Annotated in this window: 18 protein-coding genes; 8 read left to right on the top strand and 10 right to left on the bottom strand. The window is 69.1% G+C overall.

Features of this window, described 5'->3' with window-relative positions:
• Positions 1-145: 145 nt before the first annotated feature.
• Entirely contained in the window at positions 146-667 is a 522-nt protein-coding gene (locus tag PV796_RS03100; RefSeq protein WP_274911260.1) for a hypothetical protein, read from the top strand.
• Positions 668-736: 69 nt separating this feature from the next.
• Here the strand turns inward: PV796_RS03100 and PV796_RS03095 are convergent, their stop codons facing one another.
• Complete coding sequence (locus PV796_RS03095) at positions 737-1,294, bottom strand: DinB family protein (protein ID WP_274911259.1); 558 nt, start codon at positions 1,292-1,294, stop codon at positions 737-739.
• A gap of 347 nt (positions 1,295-1,641) precedes the next feature.
• Between PV796_RS03095 and PV796_RS03090 the strand changes: the two genes are divergently transcribed.
• The gene (locus PV796_RS03090) at positions 1,642-2,895 is read left to right on the top strand and encodes an MFS transporter (protein ID WP_274911258.1); all 1,254 of its coding nucleotides are present in this window, start codon (positions 1,642-1,644) and stop codon (positions 2,893-2,895) included.
• Positions 2,896-2,981: 86 nt separating this feature from the next.
• Here PV796_RS03090 and PV796_RS03085 read toward each other — a convergent pair whose 3' ends face one another.
• On the bottom strand, positions 2,982-4,163 hold the full coding sequence (locus PV796_RS03085) for an FAD-dependent monooxygenase (RefSeq protein WP_274911257.1): 1,182 nt from the start codon (positions 4,161-4,163) through the stop codon (positions 2,982-2,984).
• A gap of 331 nt (positions 4,164-4,494) precedes the next feature.
• On the opposite strand from PV796_RS03085, the gene PV796_RS03080 reads away from it, so the two are divergent.
• Positions 4,495-5,511, top strand: coding sequence for an alpha/beta hydrolase (locus PV796_RS03080; protein ID WP_274918839.1), 1,017 nt, complete (start codon positions 4,495-4,497; stop codon positions 5,509-5,511).
• Between the two features lie 154 nt (positions 5,512-5,665).
• Here the strand turns inward: PV796_RS03080 and PV796_RS03075 are convergent, their stop codons facing one another.
• The 3 genes from PV796_RS03075 to PV796_RS03065 form a co-directional block, all read right to left on the bottom strand.
• The gene (locus tag PV796_RS03075) at positions 5,666-6,505 is read right to left on the bottom strand and encodes a class I SAM-dependent methyltransferase (RefSeq protein ID WP_274911256.1); all 840 of its coding nucleotides are present in this window, start codon (positions 6,503-6,505) and stop codon (positions 5,666-5,668) included.
• Between the two features lie 223 nt (positions 6,506-6,728).
• On the bottom strand, positions 6,729-7,550 hold the full coding sequence (locus tag PV796_RS03070) for a class I SAM-dependent methyltransferase (protein WP_274911255.1): 822 nt from the start codon (positions 7,548-7,550) through the stop codon (positions 6,729-6,731).
• A 107-nt stretch (positions 7,551-7,657) separates the two neighbouring features.
• Entirely contained in the window at positions 7,658-8,260 is a 603-nt protein-coding gene (locus PV796_RS03065; RefSeq protein WP_274911254.1) for a TetR/AcrR family transcriptional regulator, read from the bottom strand.
• A 142-nt stretch (positions 8,261-8,402) separates the two neighbouring features.
• On the opposite strand from PV796_RS03065, the gene PV796_RS03060 reads away from it, so the two are divergent.
• From PV796_RS03060 to PV796_RS03045, 4 genes are all read left to right on the top strand, one after another.
• Positions 8,403-9,251, top strand: a complete 849-nt coding sequence (locus tag PV796_RS03060) for an alpha/beta fold hydrolase (protein WP_274911252.1) — start codon at positions 8,403-8,405, stop codon at positions 9,249-9,251.
• Positions 9,252-9,432: 181 nt separating this feature from the next.
• The gene (locus tag PV796_RS03055) at positions 9,433-9,954 is read left to right on the top strand and encodes a DUF4232 domain-containing protein (protein WP_274911251.1); all 522 of its coding nucleotides are present in this window, start codon (positions 9,433-9,435) and stop codon (positions 9,952-9,954) included.
• Between the two features lie 50 nt (positions 9,955-10,004).
• On the top strand, positions 10,005-10,388 hold the full coding sequence (locus PV796_RS03050) for a VOC family protein (protein ID WP_274911250.1): 384 nt from the start codon (positions 10,005-10,007) through the stop codon (positions 10,386-10,388).
• Positions 10,389-10,471: 83 nt separating this feature from the next.
• The gene (locus tag PV796_RS03045) at positions 10,472-11,683 is read left to right on the top strand and encodes a cytochrome P450 family protein (RefSeq protein ID WP_274911248.1); all 1,212 of its coding nucleotides are present in this window, start codon (positions 10,472-10,474) and stop codon (positions 11,681-11,683) included.
• A 27-nt stretch (positions 11,684-11,710) separates the two neighbouring features.
• Here PV796_RS03045 and PV796_RS03040 read toward each other — a convergent pair whose 3' ends face one another.
• The 4 genes from PV796_RS03040 to PV796_RS03025 all read right to left on the bottom strand — a co-directional run bounded on the left by PV796_RS03040 (position 11,711) and on the right by PV796_RS03025 (position 15,694).
• Positions 11,711-12,748 (bottom strand): LysR substrate-binding domain-containing protein, encoded by a 1,038-nt coding sequence (locus PV796_RS03040; protein ID WP_274911246.1) that lies wholly within the window; start codon positions 12,746-12,748, stop codon positions 11,711-11,713.
• Between the two features lie 146 nt (positions 12,749-12,894).
• Complete coding sequence (locus tag PV796_RS03035; RefSeq protein WP_274911245.1) at positions 12,895-13,128, bottom strand: cold-shock protein; 234 nt, start codon at positions 13,126-13,128, stop codon at positions 12,895-12,897.
• A gap of 263 nt (positions 13,129-13,391) precedes the next feature.
• Positions 13,392-14,594 (bottom strand): DUF418 domain-containing protein, encoded by a 1,203-nt coding sequence (locus PV796_RS03030; protein ID WP_446750554.1) that lies wholly within the window; start codon positions 14,592-14,594, stop codon positions 13,392-13,394.
• Between the two features lie 344 nt (positions 14,595-14,938).
• The gene (locus PV796_RS03025; protein ID WP_274911244.1) at positions 14,939-15,694 is read right to left on the bottom strand and encodes a TioE family transcriptional regulator; all 756 of its coding nucleotides are present in this window, start codon (positions 15,692-15,694) and stop codon (positions 14,939-14,941) included.
• 58 nt (positions 15,695-15,752) lie between these two features.
• Between PV796_RS03025 and PV796_RS03020 the strand changes: the two genes are divergently transcribed.
• Complete coding sequence (locus tag PV796_RS03020; RefSeq protein WP_274911243.1) at positions 15,753-16,955, top strand: erythromycin esterase family protein; 1,203 nt, start codon at positions 15,753-15,755, stop codon at positions 16,953-16,955.
• Positions 16,956-17,064: 109 nt separating this feature from the next.
• Here the strand turns inward: PV796_RS03020 and PV796_RS03015 are convergent, their stop codons facing one another.
• Positions 17,065-18,270, bottom strand: a complete 1,206-nt coding sequence (locus tag PV796_RS03015) for a cytochrome P450 (protein ID WP_446750669.1) — start codon at positions 18,268-18,270, stop codon at positions 17,065-17,067.
• Positions 18,271-18,426: the final 156 nt, after the last annotated feature.

The following is an 18,426-nucleotide window of genomic DNA, read 5'->3' as shown; positions in this document are numbered from 1 at the left end:
CCGTTTCGCTCGGAGGGGACGGCGACGACGTCGGGTCCGACGGCATCGGCAGGGCTGTCGCGCCGCCCAGCGCACTGGACTTGGACCTGGCGGGCTTGGTGGACCTGGTGGACCTTGCGGATCGGATCCGGGATCATTGCCAGGCATGGGGACCCCACCACAACCACCGCCCATACCGCCGAGCTTCCCACCGCGCGGCTTCCCACCCGGCACACCAGCCCCCACACCACCCCAACAGCCCGGTAGGGGACGGGTCACCCCGTTGATCGTGGTCGGGGTCGCGGTGCTGTCGGCGCTCACCGTCGCGGGCGTGGCGTTGGCGATATGGGCCCCGTGGTCGGAGGGCAGGACGCCCGCCGCCGCGCGGCCCGCCCCCACCGCGCAGGCCGGGAACTCCACGAGGACGGTCGTGGTCCTCGTCACGCAGACCGCCACTCCGGAGCAGACGGACGCGCTCCGGGCCGGCCTCCAGGCCACGCGCGGAGTCCTGTCCGTGCAGTTCATCTCGCCGCAGCAGTGGGCAAGTTGCGCTCACTACCTCCCACCCGCGTCGCAGTCCCAGCAGCCGAGCGCCTGCCTGGTGACGCGGGTGAGCAATGACGTGAGCACCGCCGCGCTGAGCCGCGCAGTCAGCCGCATGCCGGGCGTACGGCAGGTGACTGACTGAGCCGGCCGCCGAGGTGGCTGCTGCGGGGGAAGGAGCCGATGCCTGGCTTCGCAGGCACCCGCACCCGGCCTACCCCATGCTCTTGGCGCCGTCCAGGGCCTCGCGGATGATGTCGGCATGGCCGGCGTGCTGAGCGGTCTCGGCGATGATGTGCATCAACACCCGGCGGGCCGACCACTGCGCGTCGGACCCGAACCACGGGGCCTTCGGCAGCGGCCACGCGACGCCGAGGTCGGGCAGCGTCGCGACCAGGTCGTCGGTCCGGCGAGCCACCTCCGCGTACGCGGCCAACACGCCGGCCAACGTCTCGTCCTCCAACAACCGGAACTCGTCTGCCCGGCGGGCCCAGTCGGACTCCGCCAGCGCGGTGAAGTCCGGCATCGCCGAGGGGCCGTGCAGGATGAACTCCGCCCAGAGTCGTTCGGCCGAGGTGACGTGCTTGATCAGACCGCCCAGACACATCTCGCTGGCGGTGGTCCGCAGCCTGGCCTGCTCGTCGGTGAGATCGCGGGTGGTGAAGCGCAGGAAGTTCCGGTGCTTGGCCAGTGCCTCAAGCCATTCGGCGCGCTCACCGGTGACGGCCGGAGCCTCGGTCTCAGCGTGCGTGGTCGACTCGTTGCCAGTCATGGTCTCCGCCTTTCGGTTCGGTGTTCCTCGTCCGTCGGTGCACACCACGTTAGAGATGATCGAGGTCAGGATGTGTCCTATATGCAGGGCGGAGGGGCACAGCCCCAACTTGGCTGGCAGCCCTGAGACCAGTCCGTAGGGCAGTCGGAAGGTAGCCGGCCGGAAGGCCGCCCCCGCGGATCGGCTCGTAAGCGGGTCCAGGCCCCAGGTGCCGACCAGTTCAGGCAGGCCCGCACAACGCACGGTTGTGGTTCCGGGCGGGTCGGTTGTTTGCTCTGGGCGGCCGTCAGTGGCTTGGATGCCGTGGTCGGTGGCGGCTGTTCGAACTGGTGAGAGTTGCGTGGGGCATGGCAGGTAGGCGGGCGCTGGGGCGGCGCTTCGGGTGGTTGTGGTCGGCGTATGCGGTCAGCGCGTACGGCACCGGGTTCGGATTCGGCGCGCTTCCGCTGATCGCGGTCCTCGTGCTGCACTCGGGGCCGACCCAGGTGGCGGCGCTGGCCGCCGCGGGACGCGCCGTGGGGGCCGTGGCGGCGCTGCCGTTGGCGCCGTGGGTGGAGTTCCACCGCAAGCGACCGGTCATGGTGGCCGCCGACCTGGCCCGCTTCGCGGCATTGATGAGCATTCCCGCCACGTACGCGCTCGGGTGGCTCAGCTTTGCCCAACTCCTCGTCGTCTCCGTCCTCGTCGCGACGGCCAACATCGCGTTCAAGGCGGCCAGCGGTGCGTATCTGAAGGCGTTGGTGCCGCCGGAGGACCTGCTCGTCGCGAACGGCCGGTTCGAGTCCACGACATGGACCGCGACGGTCGTCGGACCGCCGCTCGGCGGCGCCGCGATCGGGCTGTTCGGCCCGGTCACGACGGTGGTGGCCGATGCGGTCAGCTATCTGCTCTCGGCCCTGGGCATCCGCGCCATCGGCGGGAGCGAGCCGCGCCCGACGCGGACCGGCCCGCTCAGGCTGCGCCCGGGTGACGTGTTGGAGGGCTGGCGCCACATCCTCCGCCACCCCACGCTGCGCCCCCTGCTCCTCAACGCGGTCCTGGTCAACGGCCTCATCATGGCGGCCGAGCCGCTGCTCGCGGTGCTCCTGCTCGGCCGCCTCGGCTTCGCGCCGTGGCAGTACGGCCTCGCCTTCGCGGCCCCCTGCGTCGGCGGCCTCATCGGCTCACGCCTGGCACACCGACTCGTGGCCCGGTACGGGCAGCACAAGGTGTTGCGAACCGTCGGGGCACTGCGCGCATGCTGGCCGATCGGATTGGCGTTCGTCCGGCCCGGCGTCCCCGGCATCGCCCTGATCATCGTCGTCCAACTCGGCCTGGTGACCTGCTGCGGCATCTTCAACCCCGTGCTGGCCACCTGCCGACTCGACCACACCGCCCCCGACCGGATCGCCCGCACCCTGTCCGCATGGTCGATCAGTACCAGCATCAGCATCTCGGTCATGACCGCCGCGTGGGGGCTGCTCGCCGCTGTGACCAGCCCCCGCATCGCGATCGCCCTCGCCGGAGTCCTCCTCCTGGCCACCCCGCTACTGCTCCCGCGCCGTGCGAACGCGCCCCAGGCGGTGGGAGGAGCGGGGGAGCGGGCCGCGGGCCTCACGTGACGCCCTCGCCGCCCCACGACTCCAGGCGAGCCCGGCTCATGGCGTGCTCCCGCGCCCTGCGGCTTGCGCGCCACCGCCGCTCCTGCTCAGTACTCCTTCAACTCAAGGGAGTTGATGAACTCGTAGAACGCCCGCATGTCGCGGTCGCCGATCGCCTGCGCCGCCTCCTCCTGGTCCCGCGTGGCGGCGGCCATCGCGTCCTCCCTGCGCTTCTGGTTGTCCAGCGCGAACTGCTGGGTGCCCGCGACGTGTTCGCGGAGCTCCCTCTCGTAGGCGGCGAACGCAGCCACGTGGTCGCCGCGTGCGGCCTTCAGCTCGCCTGCCAGTACGTAGGCGCCGATCAGCGCCAGGCTCGTGCCCTGCCCCGTCATGGGGGAGCCGCAGTAGCCCGCGTCGCCGAGCAACACCACCCGGCCCCGCGACCAACTGTCCATACGGATCTGACTCATTGAGTCGAAGTGGAAGTCCGGCGCGTCCCACATGTACGTCAGCGCGCGCGGGAGCTCCCACCCCGCGCCGGCGAAACGATCGGCGAGCAGCCGCTTCTGCGCGGCGGTGTCGCGGTAGTCGTACGCCAACGGCTCCTGCTGCTGGAAGCCCAGATACACCCGGCACTCGGCGTTGTTCCGGGCGCTCATGACCAGGCCGCCCACTTCGTTGCTCTGGTGGTAGGTCTGCCAGCGGTCGAGGGCGAGGAAGTTGGGGGTGGTGAACAGACCGATGTAGCTGCCGAGGTGGTGGAGGTAGTCGGATTCCGGGCCGAAGGCCAGCCGGCGCACAGGGGAATGCAACCCGTCGGCGCCCACGACGAGATCGAACGTGCGGGGTGCGCCGCGCTCGAAGGTGACATGGACCTCCCGGTCATCCTGGGTGAGGGTGGTGATGGAGTCGTCGAACAGGTAGTCCACGTGCTCCGCGGTGATCTGATGGATGAGGTGACACAGGTCGTCGCGCATGATCTCGACGTCGGCGTTGTCGATCTCGCCGCCCGTGAAGGTGCGCTCGGTGCTGCGGTACAGCTCCGCACCGGACGCATCAACGACCGACATGCCGCGTATGTCGGTGGCGAGTTGGCGCATCTCGGACAGGATGCCCATGCGCTCGGCGACGCCCAGCGCCGGCCCCCGCACATCGATCGCCTGCCCACCCGGGCGCAGTCCCGGGGACCGCTCCACCACCGTGACCTGGCACCCGTAGCGGCTCAGCCAGTACGCCAGAGCCGGACCGGCGACGCTGGCGCCGGAGATGAGGACACGTGCATTCTCCATGTGGGGATTCCTCCGCATCAGTTGGACCTGTCCGATTGGACGCGAATCGCACGCATCAAGGTTCCTTGACCGACGTCATCCCAGCGTCGGCAAGCACGGGCACGGGAGCCCCAACGCGCACACATCCGTTCGGGATTGACATGTGACTTCCCCGCGCGATGTCATCGGGATTTCACCACAGGTGGTCACACTCTGCGCAGCGCAGTCGCGGTCTCGGGCCGGTGCCGCCAAGGAGCCTGCCCTTTCTTGAGCTCAAGGGACTTACGGGGCCACTGCTGAACGTCCCGTGGTGATCGGACTCAAGTACGGACAACTCCCCTTCCAGGAGGTCATGTTGAGTGAGCAGAAGCACCCCACGCGCCGGGGTGTCCTGAAGGCCGTCGGTGGGATTTCCGCGGCGGTGGCCCTGGGGGCGGGGGGAACCCTCGCGTCGGCGTCGCCGGCCAGTGCCGCCGGCGACGGCTCCGGGCTGCACATCGTGGAGCGCGGCGAGTCCGATCCCCGCATGTGGTACTACCGCTTCCAGACCGCCGAGGTCGGCGGGTGGAACCCGGCCGTCAACGTCCTGCTGCCCGACGGCTACCTCACCAGCGGTCGCACCTACCCGGTCCTCTACCTGCTCCACGGCGGTGGCGACGGCCAGGACTTCATCGCCTTCGACCGCCCGCCCGTGACGGACATCCGAGCCTGGACCGCCGGCAAGCCGCTCATCGTGGTGATGCCCGACGGCGGGCACGCCGGCTGGTACTCCAACCCGGTCAGCACCAACGTCGGCGCCCGGAACTGGGAGAACTTCCACATCAACCAGTTGATCCCGTGGATCGACGCGAACTTCCGGACCTACAGCTCCCCTGACGGGCGCGCGGTGTCCGGATTCTCGATGGGCGGCTTCGGTGCGCTGAAGTACACGGCCAAGTACTGGGGCCACTTCTCCTCGGTGAGCGCCCACTCCGGCCCCGCCAGCCTGCGCGGGACCGTCGCGGGAGTCCCCGGCGCGGTCGTCCACTGGGCCAACGTCTCGTCCGCGGCCATCGAACTGGGCGGCGGCACGGTCTACGGCGTGCCCTGGGACGAGAACCGCGTCAACATGGACAACCCGTGCCAGCGCATCGAGAGCTACCGCAACAAGCGGATCTTCATGGTCGCCGGCACCAGTCCCGACCCGATCAACTGGTTCGACACGTTCAACGAGGTCGGCGTGCTCACCACCCAGCGCGAGTTCAAGGGACTCCTCGACAGGGCCGGCATCCCGCACGATTCGCACGAGGTAGGCGGCGGCCACTTCGTCCGCGGCGACATGATGGTCCGCGACATCGACGGCATCATCGCCCACCTCCGCAAGGCCTGAGCGCACCCGGAACGTCCGCGGACGCGTGGCCACTTCGGCCCCGCGTTTGCCGACGCTGCCGTCAACGAACGGTCCGGCTGCCGCGTACGAGAGACAACGCGGCAGCCGAGAGGCCGCGCCACCCTCAGGATTCGCTCACCGCCCACCGACACCGTCACATGCGCTCGGCGGCAACGATCAAGAAGTTGGGCAGGTGCACATAGCTTTCGATGCCTGGCGTGGTGGCCTGCGCCTCATGCGCCGCCTGGGGATCGAGCCCCGGCTCGGCGACTTCGCGCAGTCGGCAGCCGAGGGCGGCGAGCTCGTTGAGGTAGGCCGAGAGCGGGCGGTGGAAGTCGGAGGCGTGGGTCTGTGGGATCGGATACTCCTCCAGGTAGCGGTGCACGCGGTAGTCGCCGTGCTCGCGCCATGTCGACAGGAGCTGTTCGAACGCCGGATGGTTGACGGAGAAGACGAACAGGCCCCCCGGGCGCAACGCCTCAACGCAGGCCCGCATCGCCGGCATCCAGTCGGGAATCGCCGCCAACACCATGCTGCAGACCACGGAGTCGAACGGCCCCCCGAGGTCCGGCAGTTGGGTCAGGTCGGCCTGCACGTACTCGATGCCCTGGCGGCGGGTGCGCTCCTTTTCCGCCGCGTAGCCGAACATCCGGTCGGTGGGTTCGACGCCGGTGACGCGGGCTCCGCGGGAGGCGAGCATGCGGCTGAAGTAGCCGTGTCCGCACCCCGCGTCCAGGACGCGGCGTCCACTCACCTCGCCGAGCATGCGCAGCAGCACCGGGTTGATCAGATGGCGTTTGGCGAAGTCGCCGTAAGGTTCCATCGCCTCCAACGCCTCACGGGGAATGCTGTTCCAGTCTCGAATGGCCGCTTCGTTCGTCGGATTCGTCGGGTTCATCGGATTCTTCGAGTTCGTCGGGTTCGTTGATTCTGTTGTCACTCGCGGGAGCGTAGCCGAGCCGCCACGGCCTATCACGACGTCCGTATTGGTCATTTGACGTAGCATCAATATCTGCTGCAACGACGGATGTTGACCACGGAGATCGGGGGCACACCAGCGCTGATCGAGCAGACGTCAAGAGTCCCGGCGCAACGTTGCCCCTCCCCGGAGCGCCTTCCGGTTCCGTCGAGCCGTGGTCGTGGCCCCGGCCCTGGCTGTGGCCGCAGGCACCGCCCTGGCCGTTGCCGACACGGAAGGCAACCGGCCGGCGAGCCCCCTAACGCAGCCGCGCCGTCGCTACGTGCATCGCGACCGCGCAGGGGACCCGCCCGCCCGGCGTCGTCATATCCATCACCTCGGCGAAGAAGGCTTCGCGCAGGCGCTCCACAGTCGCCCGATCGAGGGGACCGAGGTCGTACATGCCGGAGACCGCCGTCCATACCTGCCCCACCCGCCCGCTCAGATCCAGGTGAATGGTCTCCCAGTCCACCGCGCTGAAGCCCGCCGGGCCGAGAACGCTGTCCAGCCCGTCGCGGCTGCGCGTCCTGCCATCGCCCAACGCCGGAATGCGCTGCGCGGCAGGCAGATTCGTGACCGTGGACCGCAACAGCCCGAGGAACCGTGCATACGCCTCGCCACCGACGGCCCCACCGCCCATCACGCACGCCAAGACCCCGCCGGGCGACAGCACCCGGGCAACCTCGGCTGCGACCTGCTCGATCTCGCCCATCAGCATCAGCGCCAGGTGGGCAGCGCAGGCGTCGAAGCTGTCGTCGGCGAAGGGGAGTTCCTGAGCTCTGCCCTGTTCCAACCTGGCGCCGGACAGCGCCGGTCGACGCCGCGCCAGCGCCAACGATTCCGCGGACAGATCCACTCCCGCGAGCTGTCTGTCGTCCTCCCGGGCCAGGCACTCAAGCAGCAGGCCATCACCACAACCGAGGTCCAGCACCCGCCGGCTTCCTGCTACCCGATCGCACAAGATCTCGTAGCTGGACCGACCGTCCAACGCACGCCCACGGCCGAATACTTCCGCGGTCACTGACGGATGCTCAGCGTGGAACGCCTGCAGGAACGCCTCCTGTGATGCGGTAGTCGCCATCCGCCCAACGTACGGTGCCGGGCGCGCCCGCGGCACCCCTGAGAGTCGTCGATCGAAGTCCGGCCCCACCAGCGCACCGACTCCCCATCCCAACAAGGCCAGTCCAGTCACTCACCGGCCAACGCAGCGCGCACGATGGCCGCGGCCGCCTTGCCAGCCGTGAGCACCGGGGCGGTACTGCGCGCGGCGCGGCCCAGCATGAAGGCCCCCTCCAACAGCGCGATCACTGCGCTCGCGGTCTCGCGCGCGTCGGGCTGCGGGATGCCGCCCCCCGCGTAGTAGGCGGCGAGACCGTCGATCCAACTGTCGAAGACCTCCGAAGTGGCCTGCCGCAGCGCTTCGTTGGTGCTCGCCACCTCCATCGCCACGGTGGCGATCGGGCACGGGTCGGCGAAGTCGAGCTCGCTCAGGGTGTCGGCCGCGGCGGCGAAGGCGTCGCGGGTGGCGGCCACCCTGTCCTCGTACGGTTCCATGAGCGCGGCGACCAGGCCGAGATAGACGGCTCCCGACGTGCGGATCACCTCCTCGCCGAGCTGTGCCTTGCCCCCGGGGAAGAAGTGGTAGATCGACCCGAACGGGGCGCCGGCGGCCTCGGCGATCTGCTTCATGCCGGTCCCGGTGTAGCCCCGGCGGCGGAACAACTCGGTGCCCGCGGTGACGATGCGCTGCTTGGTGTCCGGCGTGCTGCCGGTGTCCTTGCCCTTGCTCACGATGGAGCCTCCCGGTGGCGCCTGTTGTCGGTGGCCGAGGTCTTCCCTTATTCTGTCACTAGAACGATCTATCTAGTGGGTGCGTAACCAAGATCAGGACCAACACCGACCCCAAGGCCGACACCAAGGCGGAGGCAGTGACATGCCCGAGATCGAGCTGAGCGCAGGGACCATCGACTACGACGACACGGGCGGCGACGGCCCGGTGGTGGTCCTGGCGCACGGCCTCGGATTCGACGAATCGGTCTGGGGCGAGGTCGTCGCCGCCCTCCGCCCAGACTTCCGCGTGCTGGTTCCCGTGCTGCCGATCGGCAGTCACCGGCGTCCCATGCGGCCGGACGCGGACCTGTCCGCGCACGGCGTCGCAGCCGTGCTCGCCGAGTTCATGGACCGCCTGGACCTCCGCGACGTCACTCTCGTCCAGAACGACGCCGGAACGGCCCAACTCCTCATCGGCGTACGGGACGAGCGCATCGCCCGGCTGGTCCTCACCCCGTGCGAGGCGCTGGACAACTACCCGCCAGGCATCCAGGGCAGGACGCTCCGCCGCGCCAGCAGGATTCCCGGCGGCCTGTTCCTCCTCATCCAGTCCTTCCGCTACCCGCTCCTGGCCCGCATGCCGATGTCGCTCGGCGGCATGGCGAAGAAGCGACTCCCGAAGGAGTCCATCGCCCGTTGGTACCGCCCCTTGTTGACCAATCGTCAAATCCGCCGTGACTTCGGCAAGTTCTGCCACGGTCTGGACCTGAACTGCTACCTGAAGGCGGCCGAGAACCTGCCCTCCTTCACCCGCCCCGCGCTGGTCGCCTGGGGCGCCGAGGATCGCATGATGCCCCTCACCACGGGTCGCCGCCTCGCTGAACTGCTACCGAACGCGCGCTACGTGGAGATCCCCAACGCCCGCACCCTGGTCCAGATCGACAACCCGGCCGCCCTCACCGACGAGATCCGCCACTTCATCAAAGAACACCCACTACCCGCCGAGAACTGACCACAGCCGCCAGAGCCGAACCCGACCACGTCGCCCGCACGCTGCGGCCAGGGGAACGGGTGTTTGATGTGCTTGTGACGGTCTTATGACATTCGTCGGGCTGGTTGTGGGGGAGGAGTGGAGGTGGCCCGGATCCCGGGCGCAACGCCGTGGACTGCCAAGCAGGAATGGAGTGTTCGTGATGCGAACCATCCGGAAGATCGCCGTCATCGCTGCCGCGACCGTGTTGGCGGGCGCGACGGGAGGGGGAGCGGCGCTGGCCTCGTCACCGACCGCCCCGAGCACGGCGGTCGGCGGCCCGGCTCCTTCCGCATGCCGCCCGGCGAATCACCTCGCCAAGATCAAGGAGGGGCCTGCCACTTCGGGCCACCGCCACTACCGGGTCACCATGACAGCGGCGCCCGGGTACGAACCGTGCCGACTTGCCGGGTCGCCGACCGACGTGCGCTTCTACCACCACGGCTCCCTGGACGGGGTCAGCGCCGGCCGCTACGGCTCGCAGAAGACGGTGGTCAACTTCGGCCCCGGCCACCCGATTCACTTCGACATCCAGGTTCCCAACAGCGCCGGCGGCGCCCCCGCCGACGAGATGGCCTTCACCCTCAGGACTCCGGACGGGGTGATCCCCGGCGAGTCCACCGCCTACGGCCCGCTGACCGTCGACGCAGGCACCGCGATCGGCCCGGTCCGGCCCGGCGCCTGACCTCCTCGGCCGACGATCGACCTCCCGGTCGTTTACGTACACTGGCCGACATGGCATGCCGCATCAGTGAGTTGGTCATCGACGCCGCCGACGCCGATCGGCTCGCCGCGTTCTGGAGCGAGGTCCTCGGCTACGTCGAACTCGGCCGGGAGGACGACGGAAGCATCGAGATCGGGCCACCCGGCGTCGGCTTCGGCGGCCCGCAGCCCACCCTCGTCCTCAGCCCAAGCAGCGATCCGCGGCCGGCGAAGCTGCGAGTGCACATCGACGTCAACGCCACCGACCGCGACCAAGGCGCCGAGTTGGAGCGACTGCTCGCGCTCGGCGCCAGGCCCGTCGACGTCAGCCAGACCGGCACCGAGAGTTGGCACGTCCTTGCTGCCCCGGAAGGCAACGAATTCTGCCTCCTGCACGCCCGGCTCCAGCCCCTCTGACCAGGCGCGCCGCGCCACCAAGCGCCCGGCGAACGACCGGGCGGCGCGCCTATGTGCCTCCCCGAACGAGCCAAGGACAACGCATGACCCAACAGGCCCCGGCTGCCGCATTACCCATGCCATTCGACGGCGCGTACTTCACCGACCCTTACCCGATCTACGCCCGGCTGCGTGAAGAGGGCCCGGTACACCGCATCGCAACCCCGGACGGATCCCCAATATGGCTCGTGACCCGCGAAGTTGACGTGCGCGCGGGGCTGACGGACCCCAGGCTGTCGGTCAACAAGGTCGACTCCGGCATCGGTTACAAGGGCTTTTCGCTTCCCCCTGCCCTGGACGCCAATCTGCTCAACATCGACCCGGCCGACCACCTCCGGCTACGCCGCCTGGTCTCCAAGGCCTTCACGCCGCGTCGTATCGAGGGCATGCGCGCCCTCATCCACGACGCGGCGGAAAGCCTCGCCGACGCGCTTGCCGCGGAAGGCGCCACGGACCTCATCGCCGGCTTCGCCAACCCGCTGCCGCTCGTCGTCATCGGTGGCCTGCTGGACGTGCCGCAAGGCGACCGGCGTCGTTTCTCCCGTTGGGTCGGCGCGATGTTCGACCCCGCCCATCCCGGCGAAGTCGCCGAATCGGTGGGGCATATCCATCAGTTCCTCCTCCACCTCGTCGCCGAACGTCGAACCGCTCCCGGCGACGACCTGCTGTCGGGAATGATCGCGGCGCGGGACGAGGACGACCGGCTCAGCGAAAACGAACTCGTCTCGCTCGCCTTCATGATTCTCTTCGCCGGCACCGAGAACGCCCAACACCTCATCAGCAGCGGGGTGTTGACCCTCATCCAACACCCCGATCAGCTCGCCGCACTCCGTGCCGACCCGAGCCTGTTGCCCAACGCGGTCGAGGAGATACTCCGCTTCGCGCACCCCAACCAGCTCGCCGTACGGCGTTTCCCCACCGAGGACATCGAGATCGGAGGCGTACGCATCCCGGCCGGCGACACCGTCATGCTGGGCATCTGCTCGGCCGACCGCGACCCCGCCCGCCACACGGACCCGGACCGCTTCGACATCCACCGCGACGATGCGCAACACCTCGCGTTCGGGCACGGCCTGCACTACTGCCTTGGGGCCGCACTCGCGCGCCTGGAGATCCAGATCGGGCTGGGCACACTGTTGCGCCGCTTCCCTCATCTGGAATTGGCGGTCCCGGCCGAAGAGCTCCAGTGGCGCGCCTCGTTCAGGTCCCATGCCCTTCGCCGGCTGCCCATCAGGGTCACTCCCGCCGCTGCCTGAGGCCGCGGTGGGGGAGCGCTCGGGCGGCTACGCCCTCCGGTCCTCGGTAGGATTCCCTGCCCCCTCCACGTCCTGAGATGCCGATGCAAGTTCCGGTGCTTCAGTCGCTGCTTGTGCTTGTGCTGGTTCTGGTGTTGGTGTCTCCGTGCGCGTCGCGTTCGGGCCCTCGATTTCCGGGCGGTGACGTTGCATCAGTTTCAGCAGCGTGGTGACCGCCGGGTCGGCTGCCGGTCGGCTGAGCGCCGCCACCGTGGTCACCAGTCGGTCGGCGTCACCTTCGAGCGGGACGAAGCGGACCAAGGGGTGGCCGAGCGCCGCGACGCGCTCCGGAACGAAGCTGACGCACATCCCGGCCGCCGTGTAACCCAGCATGCTGGTCAAGTCCTCGGCCTGGGCGCGGCTGCGCGGTGCGAAGCCGGCCTCCCGGCAGGCATCCTGGATCATCTGCCGCAGTTCGGATATGGCCCGCGGGGAGGCGGTGACGAACTCCTCGTCACGAAGTCGGGAGAGCGGTATCGAGGCGGCTCCGGCGAGTGGATGGCCGAGCGGCACGGCCAACACGGTGCGCTCCTTGGCGACTTCCCGCACTTCCACACCCGCGAGATCCGCGACCGGCATCCGGACCAGGGCCAGATCCACCGCACCCTCCCGGACCCGCTCGGCCAGTTCGACCGAGGCCAGTTGACGGACGCTCAGTCGGATGCCCGGCATCTCCCGGGCGGCCACCGCGAGTAGTTGCGGCAGGTGCCAGTGCCCGAGGCTGCTCACGTAACCGAGCCGGATGGTGCCCTCGACGCCCCGGGATATCCGGCGGACCCGTTCCATCGCCGCGTTCTGCGCCTCCAGCAGCCGCTTGGCGTCGGCCGCGAAGGCGGCGCCGGCTGCCGTCAACTTCACGCCCCGGCCGGTACGTTCCAGCAGCGACGCGCCAAGGCCGCGCTCCAGGCGTTGGATCGCCTGGCTCAGCGGTGGCTGACTCATGGACAGGCGGCGCGCTGCATGGCCGAAGTGCTTCTCCTCGGCGAGCACCACGAACTGCTCCAGCAGGCGCGAGGTGAGCTCCATGCGCGTCACCATATGGCGGGATTCGGGAGTGGATCAAGAATGTGTGCGCAGCCGACGGATGCCACGGTGCCGCCAAGCCGCGCGTCGACCACCGTCGAGGGGTGAACGGCTCGTCCGTCCACCCCCGAGGTTGCCAGTCGTACGGATCACGCGTGGTCGGCGGATCCCGAGGAGTGTTTGGCGATGTTCAGGTGTTCCGCGTGCCAGCCGTTCTCGTCCTCCACGGGCACGTAGCTGACCCGGAGACCTTCGACGACGAAGGTCCCGTCTTCGATGGCGCGGCTGTCCACCCTCACTTCGCGGCCGTCGTTCCCGTCGATATACCCCATGCCGCGGGCTTGGTTGTACCACCGGACCACGCCACTGACCCTGTCAGCCATCGGTTCCCCTCCAACTTCAGTAATTGCGCAACTAATTGACTGTTGTGTGAGGTCATTCCCTTTCTGGCGGCCTCGCCACCCTGACTCGGTGTATTAACTTCGCTACAGTCGCCCGCCGGGGTCCGCGGCTCCGCGCCGCCACCCGCCGCTTCGACGTCCGTCCGGATAGCGGTCACCGCTGTCGCGCGCTGTCTCGTCGATGAGATGGGAAGGGGCTGGAAGAGGCGGGAAGGGGGGCGGCCCTGAGGTCCCGCGGGCCTGCCTCATCGTCCTACGGGTACGTACCGGGCGAGATCGGTCGTTCTGCTCATCAACCATTCGAGCGGCCCGCGCCGGGAGAACCACGACCAGGCAGTGGCGAGAACCATCGCGACGGCGACGAAGCCGAGCAGAACGTGCAGCGGTGATCCCGGCACCTGCTCGATGCCCAAGAGCCTGATCGCGACGAGGTGGAGGACGTAAGCCGTCAGCGACATGGATCCCACCGTGATCACCGGCCGGGCCAGGGCGAGGAGGCGCGGACTGGTGTCCACGGCGATGAGACAGGTGGCCAGGACGGTGAGTGCCACCCCGGTATTGCCGATGATCGACAACGTCGTCTGGCTGTGCGGAGAGGCCGCCAAGAGCCAGGCGGGGGTGTGGTAGGTCGGGTAGCCGGCGATGTCGGACCACCATGCACTCACCGCGCCCGGTCCGGCCGCGCTGATGAGGGCGTGGGCTGCGCCGGGGACGAGCCGCAACGCCAGCCAGGAACCCCCGTAGCCAGTCACGGCGAGACAGACACCGACGAGGGCGAGGCGCGCACGGACCGTGGCGCAGGTCAGCTCAAGGCGGGCAACGGCCATGCCCGCGATCACGAACGGAATCCACGTGATGGCCGGGTAACTGCCGCTGACAAGGAGGGAGAACAGATCGTCCACTCCCGTCTGGCTCCCGTACCCGCGCCCACCCGCCGCGTGCGCCACGACATACAGCACCTGAGGAAAGACGAGGGCGGTCCCCGCCGCGATCCACGCCAACGGCCCGGCGCCGAGCCGGTACAGCGGCAGCACGAGCAAGAAGTACACACCGTAGAAGGCCAGGATGACGTCGACGGGGGTGTCGGTGACGGTGACTGCGGAACCGACAACTACCAGTACCGCAGCCCGGATTGCCACCTTGACGACGGCCTCACGGCCGGCGACACCCCTCTTCGGCGTGTTCCGCCCGGTGATGAGGACGACGGTGAATCCCGCCAACAAGGCGAAGAGCGCCGAGGATCTCCCGTGCGCCAACTCCATCGCAAAGCCGATCGCGCCACCCCGGTCCGGAGAAGGACCCACATGGGCTGCGTACATCCCGAACACCGCAAAGCCGCGGGCCAGATCGACGCCGAACAGCCGCACCGCCGACGTGCTTTGAGCCCTGCCGGCCGGGGCCGTTGTGCCGACCGTCGGCAGACCCTGTTTCTTCCGCACGGTGCCCATGGTGCGCACCGCCGTCGCACCGGCCGTCGAATACGACCCGGACCAGGCCCACTTCCCCTGTGCTGTCTCTCCCCACCGCATGCGTGCCTTAACGATCACGGCGGGATACGGTCACTCGATCCGCCGGGCGTTCGCCGGAGCGTCAACAGGACTTTGAACGCTCGCAATTGGCAAGCGACATAACCGGCGGAGGTCGAGCTGCTGTCCGATTCCGATGTCGACGTTGACATCGGAATCGATGCCGTCGCCGTCTCCGTCGCCGAAAGGTCTCCGGTGCCGCGGAGTTCCGGGGCTCTGATTCGAGCCCGCGAGGCGTGGCGGTCCTGGCGCATTCCCCGATGCCCTCATCCCCGCTCGCGGAGGTACGTCTCCAGCTCGGCCGCTCCGGTCAGCATCGCCCGTCCGCGGGCGGACAGTCGGCCGTGCCAGTCGTGCAGCGCGGCTTCCAACGGCTCCAGCCCGCCGGCCGCCCGCACCTGGGTGATCAGGGGTGCGATCTGTTCCAACAGGTAGCCGCCGCGCCGGAGTTGGTGGGTGAGCTGGACATCGCGCACATCGGCCTCACCGTAGAGACGGTATCCGGTGCCTGGGGCGCGGCGCGGGCGCACCAGTCCGGCGCGCTCCCACTTGCGCAGCGTCGCGGGCCGGATGCCGAGCCTGTCCGCCAGCGGTCCGATGAACGTGTCGGCGGTGCCGGACAGTGGGGATGGCGAGGCGGGCTCCGCACCCGGCTCGGATCTGGTGGCGGTGGGCTCCAGGTCGCGAAGGGCTCGTTCCACGGCCTGGAGCGTTCGGCGGTCGTCGAGGAGTTGGGCGTGACTCTCATCGATGAGTCGGAACGCCTCGTCGGCCGCGTCCTGATGCACCGCCCGCATGATCGACGTCGCTGTCTGGTGGCCGTGGCCAGGCACCAGGGCCAGGAACGCGCGCAGAGCCGCCGCGTGCAACGGCGTATAGGCGCGGTAGCCGTGGGGCGTGCGCTCGGCGACCGGCAGGATGCCGGCCTCCTCGTAGTTCCTGATCGCCTGGGTGGACAGGCCGTGTCCACGCGCCAGATCCACCGGCCTGAGTCGCCCACGACTTTGAAGGTTTTCCCCCACTGTTCCGCCGATCTCGCAGCAAAGTTTCAACCGAAGGTTCAACGATACCGTTGAGGTCATGGCTCCTGACCTCCAAGACACCACCCATGCCGTAGCGGCCGGCGCTGTCATGCGGCTGCTGTCATCCCGGCCGCAGTTGCTCGCCCTGGGCGAGCCCACCCACGGCGAGGACACCCTGCTCGATCTGCGCAACGACCTCTTCCGGCAGCTCGTCGAGCAGGAGGGCTACCGCACGATTGCGATCGAGAGCGACTGCCTGCGGGGCCTTGTCGTGAACGACTACGTCACCTCGGGCACGGGCTCCCTTGACGGCGTCATGGAGCGCGGATTCAGCCACGGGTTCGGCGCGTCCGCCGCCAACCGCGAACTCGTGCGCTGGATGCGCGCCTACAACGAGGGTCGCCCCGCCTCCGAAAGGCTCCACTTCGCCGGTTTCGACGGCCCGTTGGAGATCACCGACGCCGCGAGCCCCCGCCAGCCCCTCACCGCACTCCACGCCTACCTCTCGGCACACGTGGACGCGGACCTGCTCCCGTGCACCGCGGACTCGCTCGACCGCCTGCTCGGCACCGACGGCCGATGGAGCAACCCCGCCGCCATGATGGACCCGACCCAGTCCGTAGGACAGTCACCCGACGCCGCCCAACTGCGCCTGCTCGCGGATGACTTGACCTCTCTGCTCGACGAGCAGTCACCGCACCTCGTCACGGAGACCTCGCGGGCGGACTGGGACCGGGCGCGCCTCTACGCGCGCACCGCCACCGGCCTGCTGCGCTACCACTTCCGGATGGCCGACACCTCGCCGGGCCGCATGACGCGCCTGGTCGGCATACGCGATCAGATGATGGCCGACAACCTCCTCGCCCTCGCGGAACGGCGACCGACACTGGTCTTCGCCCACAACCTCCATCTCCAGCGGCACAAGAGCACCATGCGGATGGGCGAGCTGCCGTTGGAATGGTGGGGTGCCGGTGCGCTCGTCAATGCCCGCCTGGGCGAGGAGTACGCCTTCCTGGCCACCGCCCTCGGCACCATCCGGCACCAGGGGGTGGACACCCCGCCCACAGACACCGTCGAAGGCCGCCTGTACGCGCTCCCGGAAGACCGCTACGTCATCGATGCTCCCCGGCTGGCCACCGCCCTCGCGGAAACGCACCCCGCCCCTCGGGTGTCCCCCTGGTTCGGCTACTTCCCCCTCGACCCGGCCCACTTGGCAGGCAGCGACGCCATCGTCTACGTCAAGGACGTTCCGCAGACGTGACGCGGCCGTCGTGCCACGGCGCTCGGGCACGCCACGGCGCCCGGGCGCCCGGGGCGGCTGTTCGCTCCTGCCGCGCACGGCAGCATCCGCCCCGTTCGCCGTCGGCGGGTCAAGGAGCGGTGTCGACCTCCACGACGCAGTGGCGCAGTTCGTAGCTTCCGATGCCGTCGATGAAGCTGATCGTGGGTGGCGTCGCCATGCGCAGTCCCGGAAGGGCGAACAGGCTGCTGAGGAAGACGTCCGTCTCCAGGAGAGCGATGTGCATTCCGGGGCACTTGTGCGGGCCGTCGCCGAAGGACAGGGCGGGAGAACCGGTGCCCTCGCTCATGGCGCGCCCGGGACAGATGCGTTGCGGTTGTCGGCCCACGGCCCGTTCGTCGAGGTTGGTGCGGTCGACGAGGATGTCGATGCGCTCTCCGGTCGGTACGGTCAGGGCCGCATCGCCGTTGCCGGACAGGTCGAGAGGCTCGATGGTGCGGCGGCTGAGGCGGCCGATGACCGGGTCGAGGCGAAGGATCTCGGTGAGGACCGCGATCCTGCCGGCTTCGTGAGCCGTCTGATAGTGCGTCAACAGTGCGGCGTCGGAGAACAGATGCCAGGCGGCCGCGCTGATGAACTCGCGGGTGGTCACCATGCCCGCCGCGGCGAAGGTGAGGCACTCACCGAGGATCTCGTTGGTCGAGCACCCCTCGTCGAGCAGGTGGGAGATGAGATCGTCGCGGCGACCGCGGCGCCTGGCCCGCACGGCGGGCCGTACGTCGCCCAGGTAGACACGCAGCCAGTTGGTGCACTGCCGCATCATCCAGTAGATGCCGTGCAGGCTCGTCAGCCCGGGCGTTCCGAACCTCTCGGGGAAGAAGCGTTCCAGGCGCCGCTTGATGCCGGGCCGGCTCTCGGTCAGTCCGATGACCGCGCAGGCCACTTCGATCGCCACGTTGAAGGTCAGTTCGGAGAGCAACGCCCGTCCTGTGGACGTGAGTTGGTTCAACTGGGCCCGCGTGGCGCGGTCCATGACGTCGCGGTAGTGCTCGTCGACGCGGCGCGGTGTGAAGAAGCGGGCGGTCTGTCGACGGTGCTCGCGATGTTCCGGACCGTCTCGGTAGAGCACCGGCCGCCGGATACGGGAGGGGAGGTTCTCGACGGTCTCGATACCGAGGCCGGCCTGCACGGTGGCGGTGCTGCGCAGCACGGTGCGGGCTTCGTCGTACCCGCGCACCTGCCAACTGCCGTCGTCCGCACGCGAGACGGGGCAATCGGCCGCCGTCGTCTCGCGCTCGATCCTGCGGTGTCCGTAACTGCTGCCCTCGCCGTCCACGAGCGGCACCTCCGATTCCCGAAGCCGATCTGACGCCGCGTCGAGTGCGCCGCTGAACCGACGCGACTCCACGGTGCTCCCGTGCCTGCGTGTGCTCCTGCGTGCCTGTCCCGCACCTCGACATCGCCTCGACATCAGCTCGGCATCGCGTTGGCG

Source organism: Streptomyces sp. WZ-12, assembly GCF_028898845.1.
GTDB lineage: Bacteria > Actinomycetota > Actinomycetes > Streptomycetales > Streptomycetaceae > Streptomyces.
Note: the sequence above shows the minus strand (reverse complement) of the source record. Positions and strands in the feature narration are given on the sequence as shown.

Coding starts and splice junctions, on each gene's coding strand:
- PV796_RS03100 (WP_274911260.1), top strand. CDS start 146: ATGGGGACCCCACCACAACCACCGCCCATACCGCCGAGCTTCCCACCG.
- PV796_RS03095 (WP_274911259.1), bottom strand. CDS start 1,294: ATGACTGGCAACGAGTCGACCACGCACGCTGAGACCGAGGCTCCGGCC.
- PV796_RS03090 (WP_274911258.1), top strand. CDS start 1,642: ATGGCAGGTAGGCGGGCGCTGGGGCGGCGCTTCGGGTGGTTGTGGTCG.
- PV796_RS03085 (WP_274911257.1), bottom strand. CDS start 4,163: ATGGAGAATGCACGTGTCCTCATCTCCGGCGCCAGCGTCGCCGGTCCG.
- PV796_RS03080 (WP_274918839.1), top strand. CDS start 4,495: ATGTTGAGTGAGCAGAAGCACCCCACGCGCCGGGGTGTCCTGAAGGCC.
- PV796_RS03075 (WP_274911256.1), bottom strand. CDS start 6,505: ATGACCAATACGGACGTCGTGATAGGCCGTGGCGGCTCGGCTACGCTC.
- PV796_RS03070 (WP_274911255.1), bottom strand. CDS start 7,550: ATGGCGACTACCGCATCACAGGAGGCGTTCCTGCAGGCGTTCCACGCT.
- PV796_RS03060 (WP_274911252.1), top strand. CDS start 8,403: ATGCCCGAGATCGAGCTGAGCGCAGGGACCATCGACTACGACGACACG.
- PV796_RS03055 (WP_274911251.1), top strand. CDS start 9,433: ATGCGAACCATCCGGAAGATCGCCGTCATCGCTGCCGCGACCGTGTTG.
- PV796_RS03050 (WP_274911250.1), top strand. CDS start 10,005: ATGGCATGCCGCATCAGTGAGTTGGTCATCGACGCCGCCGACGCCGAT.
- PV796_RS03045 (WP_274911248.1), top strand. CDS start 10,472: ATGACCCAACAGGCCCCGGCTGCCGCATTACCCATGCCATTCGACGGC.
- PV796_RS03040 (WP_274911246.1), bottom strand. CDS start 12,748: ATGGAGCTCACCTCGCGCCTGCTGGAGCAGTTCGTGGTGCTCGCCGAG.
- PV796_RS03035 (WP_274911245.1), bottom strand. CDS start 13,128: ATGGCTGACAGGGTCAGTGGCGTGGTCCGGTGGTACAACCAAGCCCGC.
- PV796_RS03030 (WP_446750554.1), bottom strand. CDS start 14,594: ATGGGCACCGTGCGGAAGAAACAGGGTCTGCCGACGGTCGGCACAACG.
- PV796_RS03020 (WP_274911243.1), top strand. CDS start 15,753: ATGGCTCCTGACCTCCAAGACACCACCCATGCCGTAGCGGCCGGCGCT.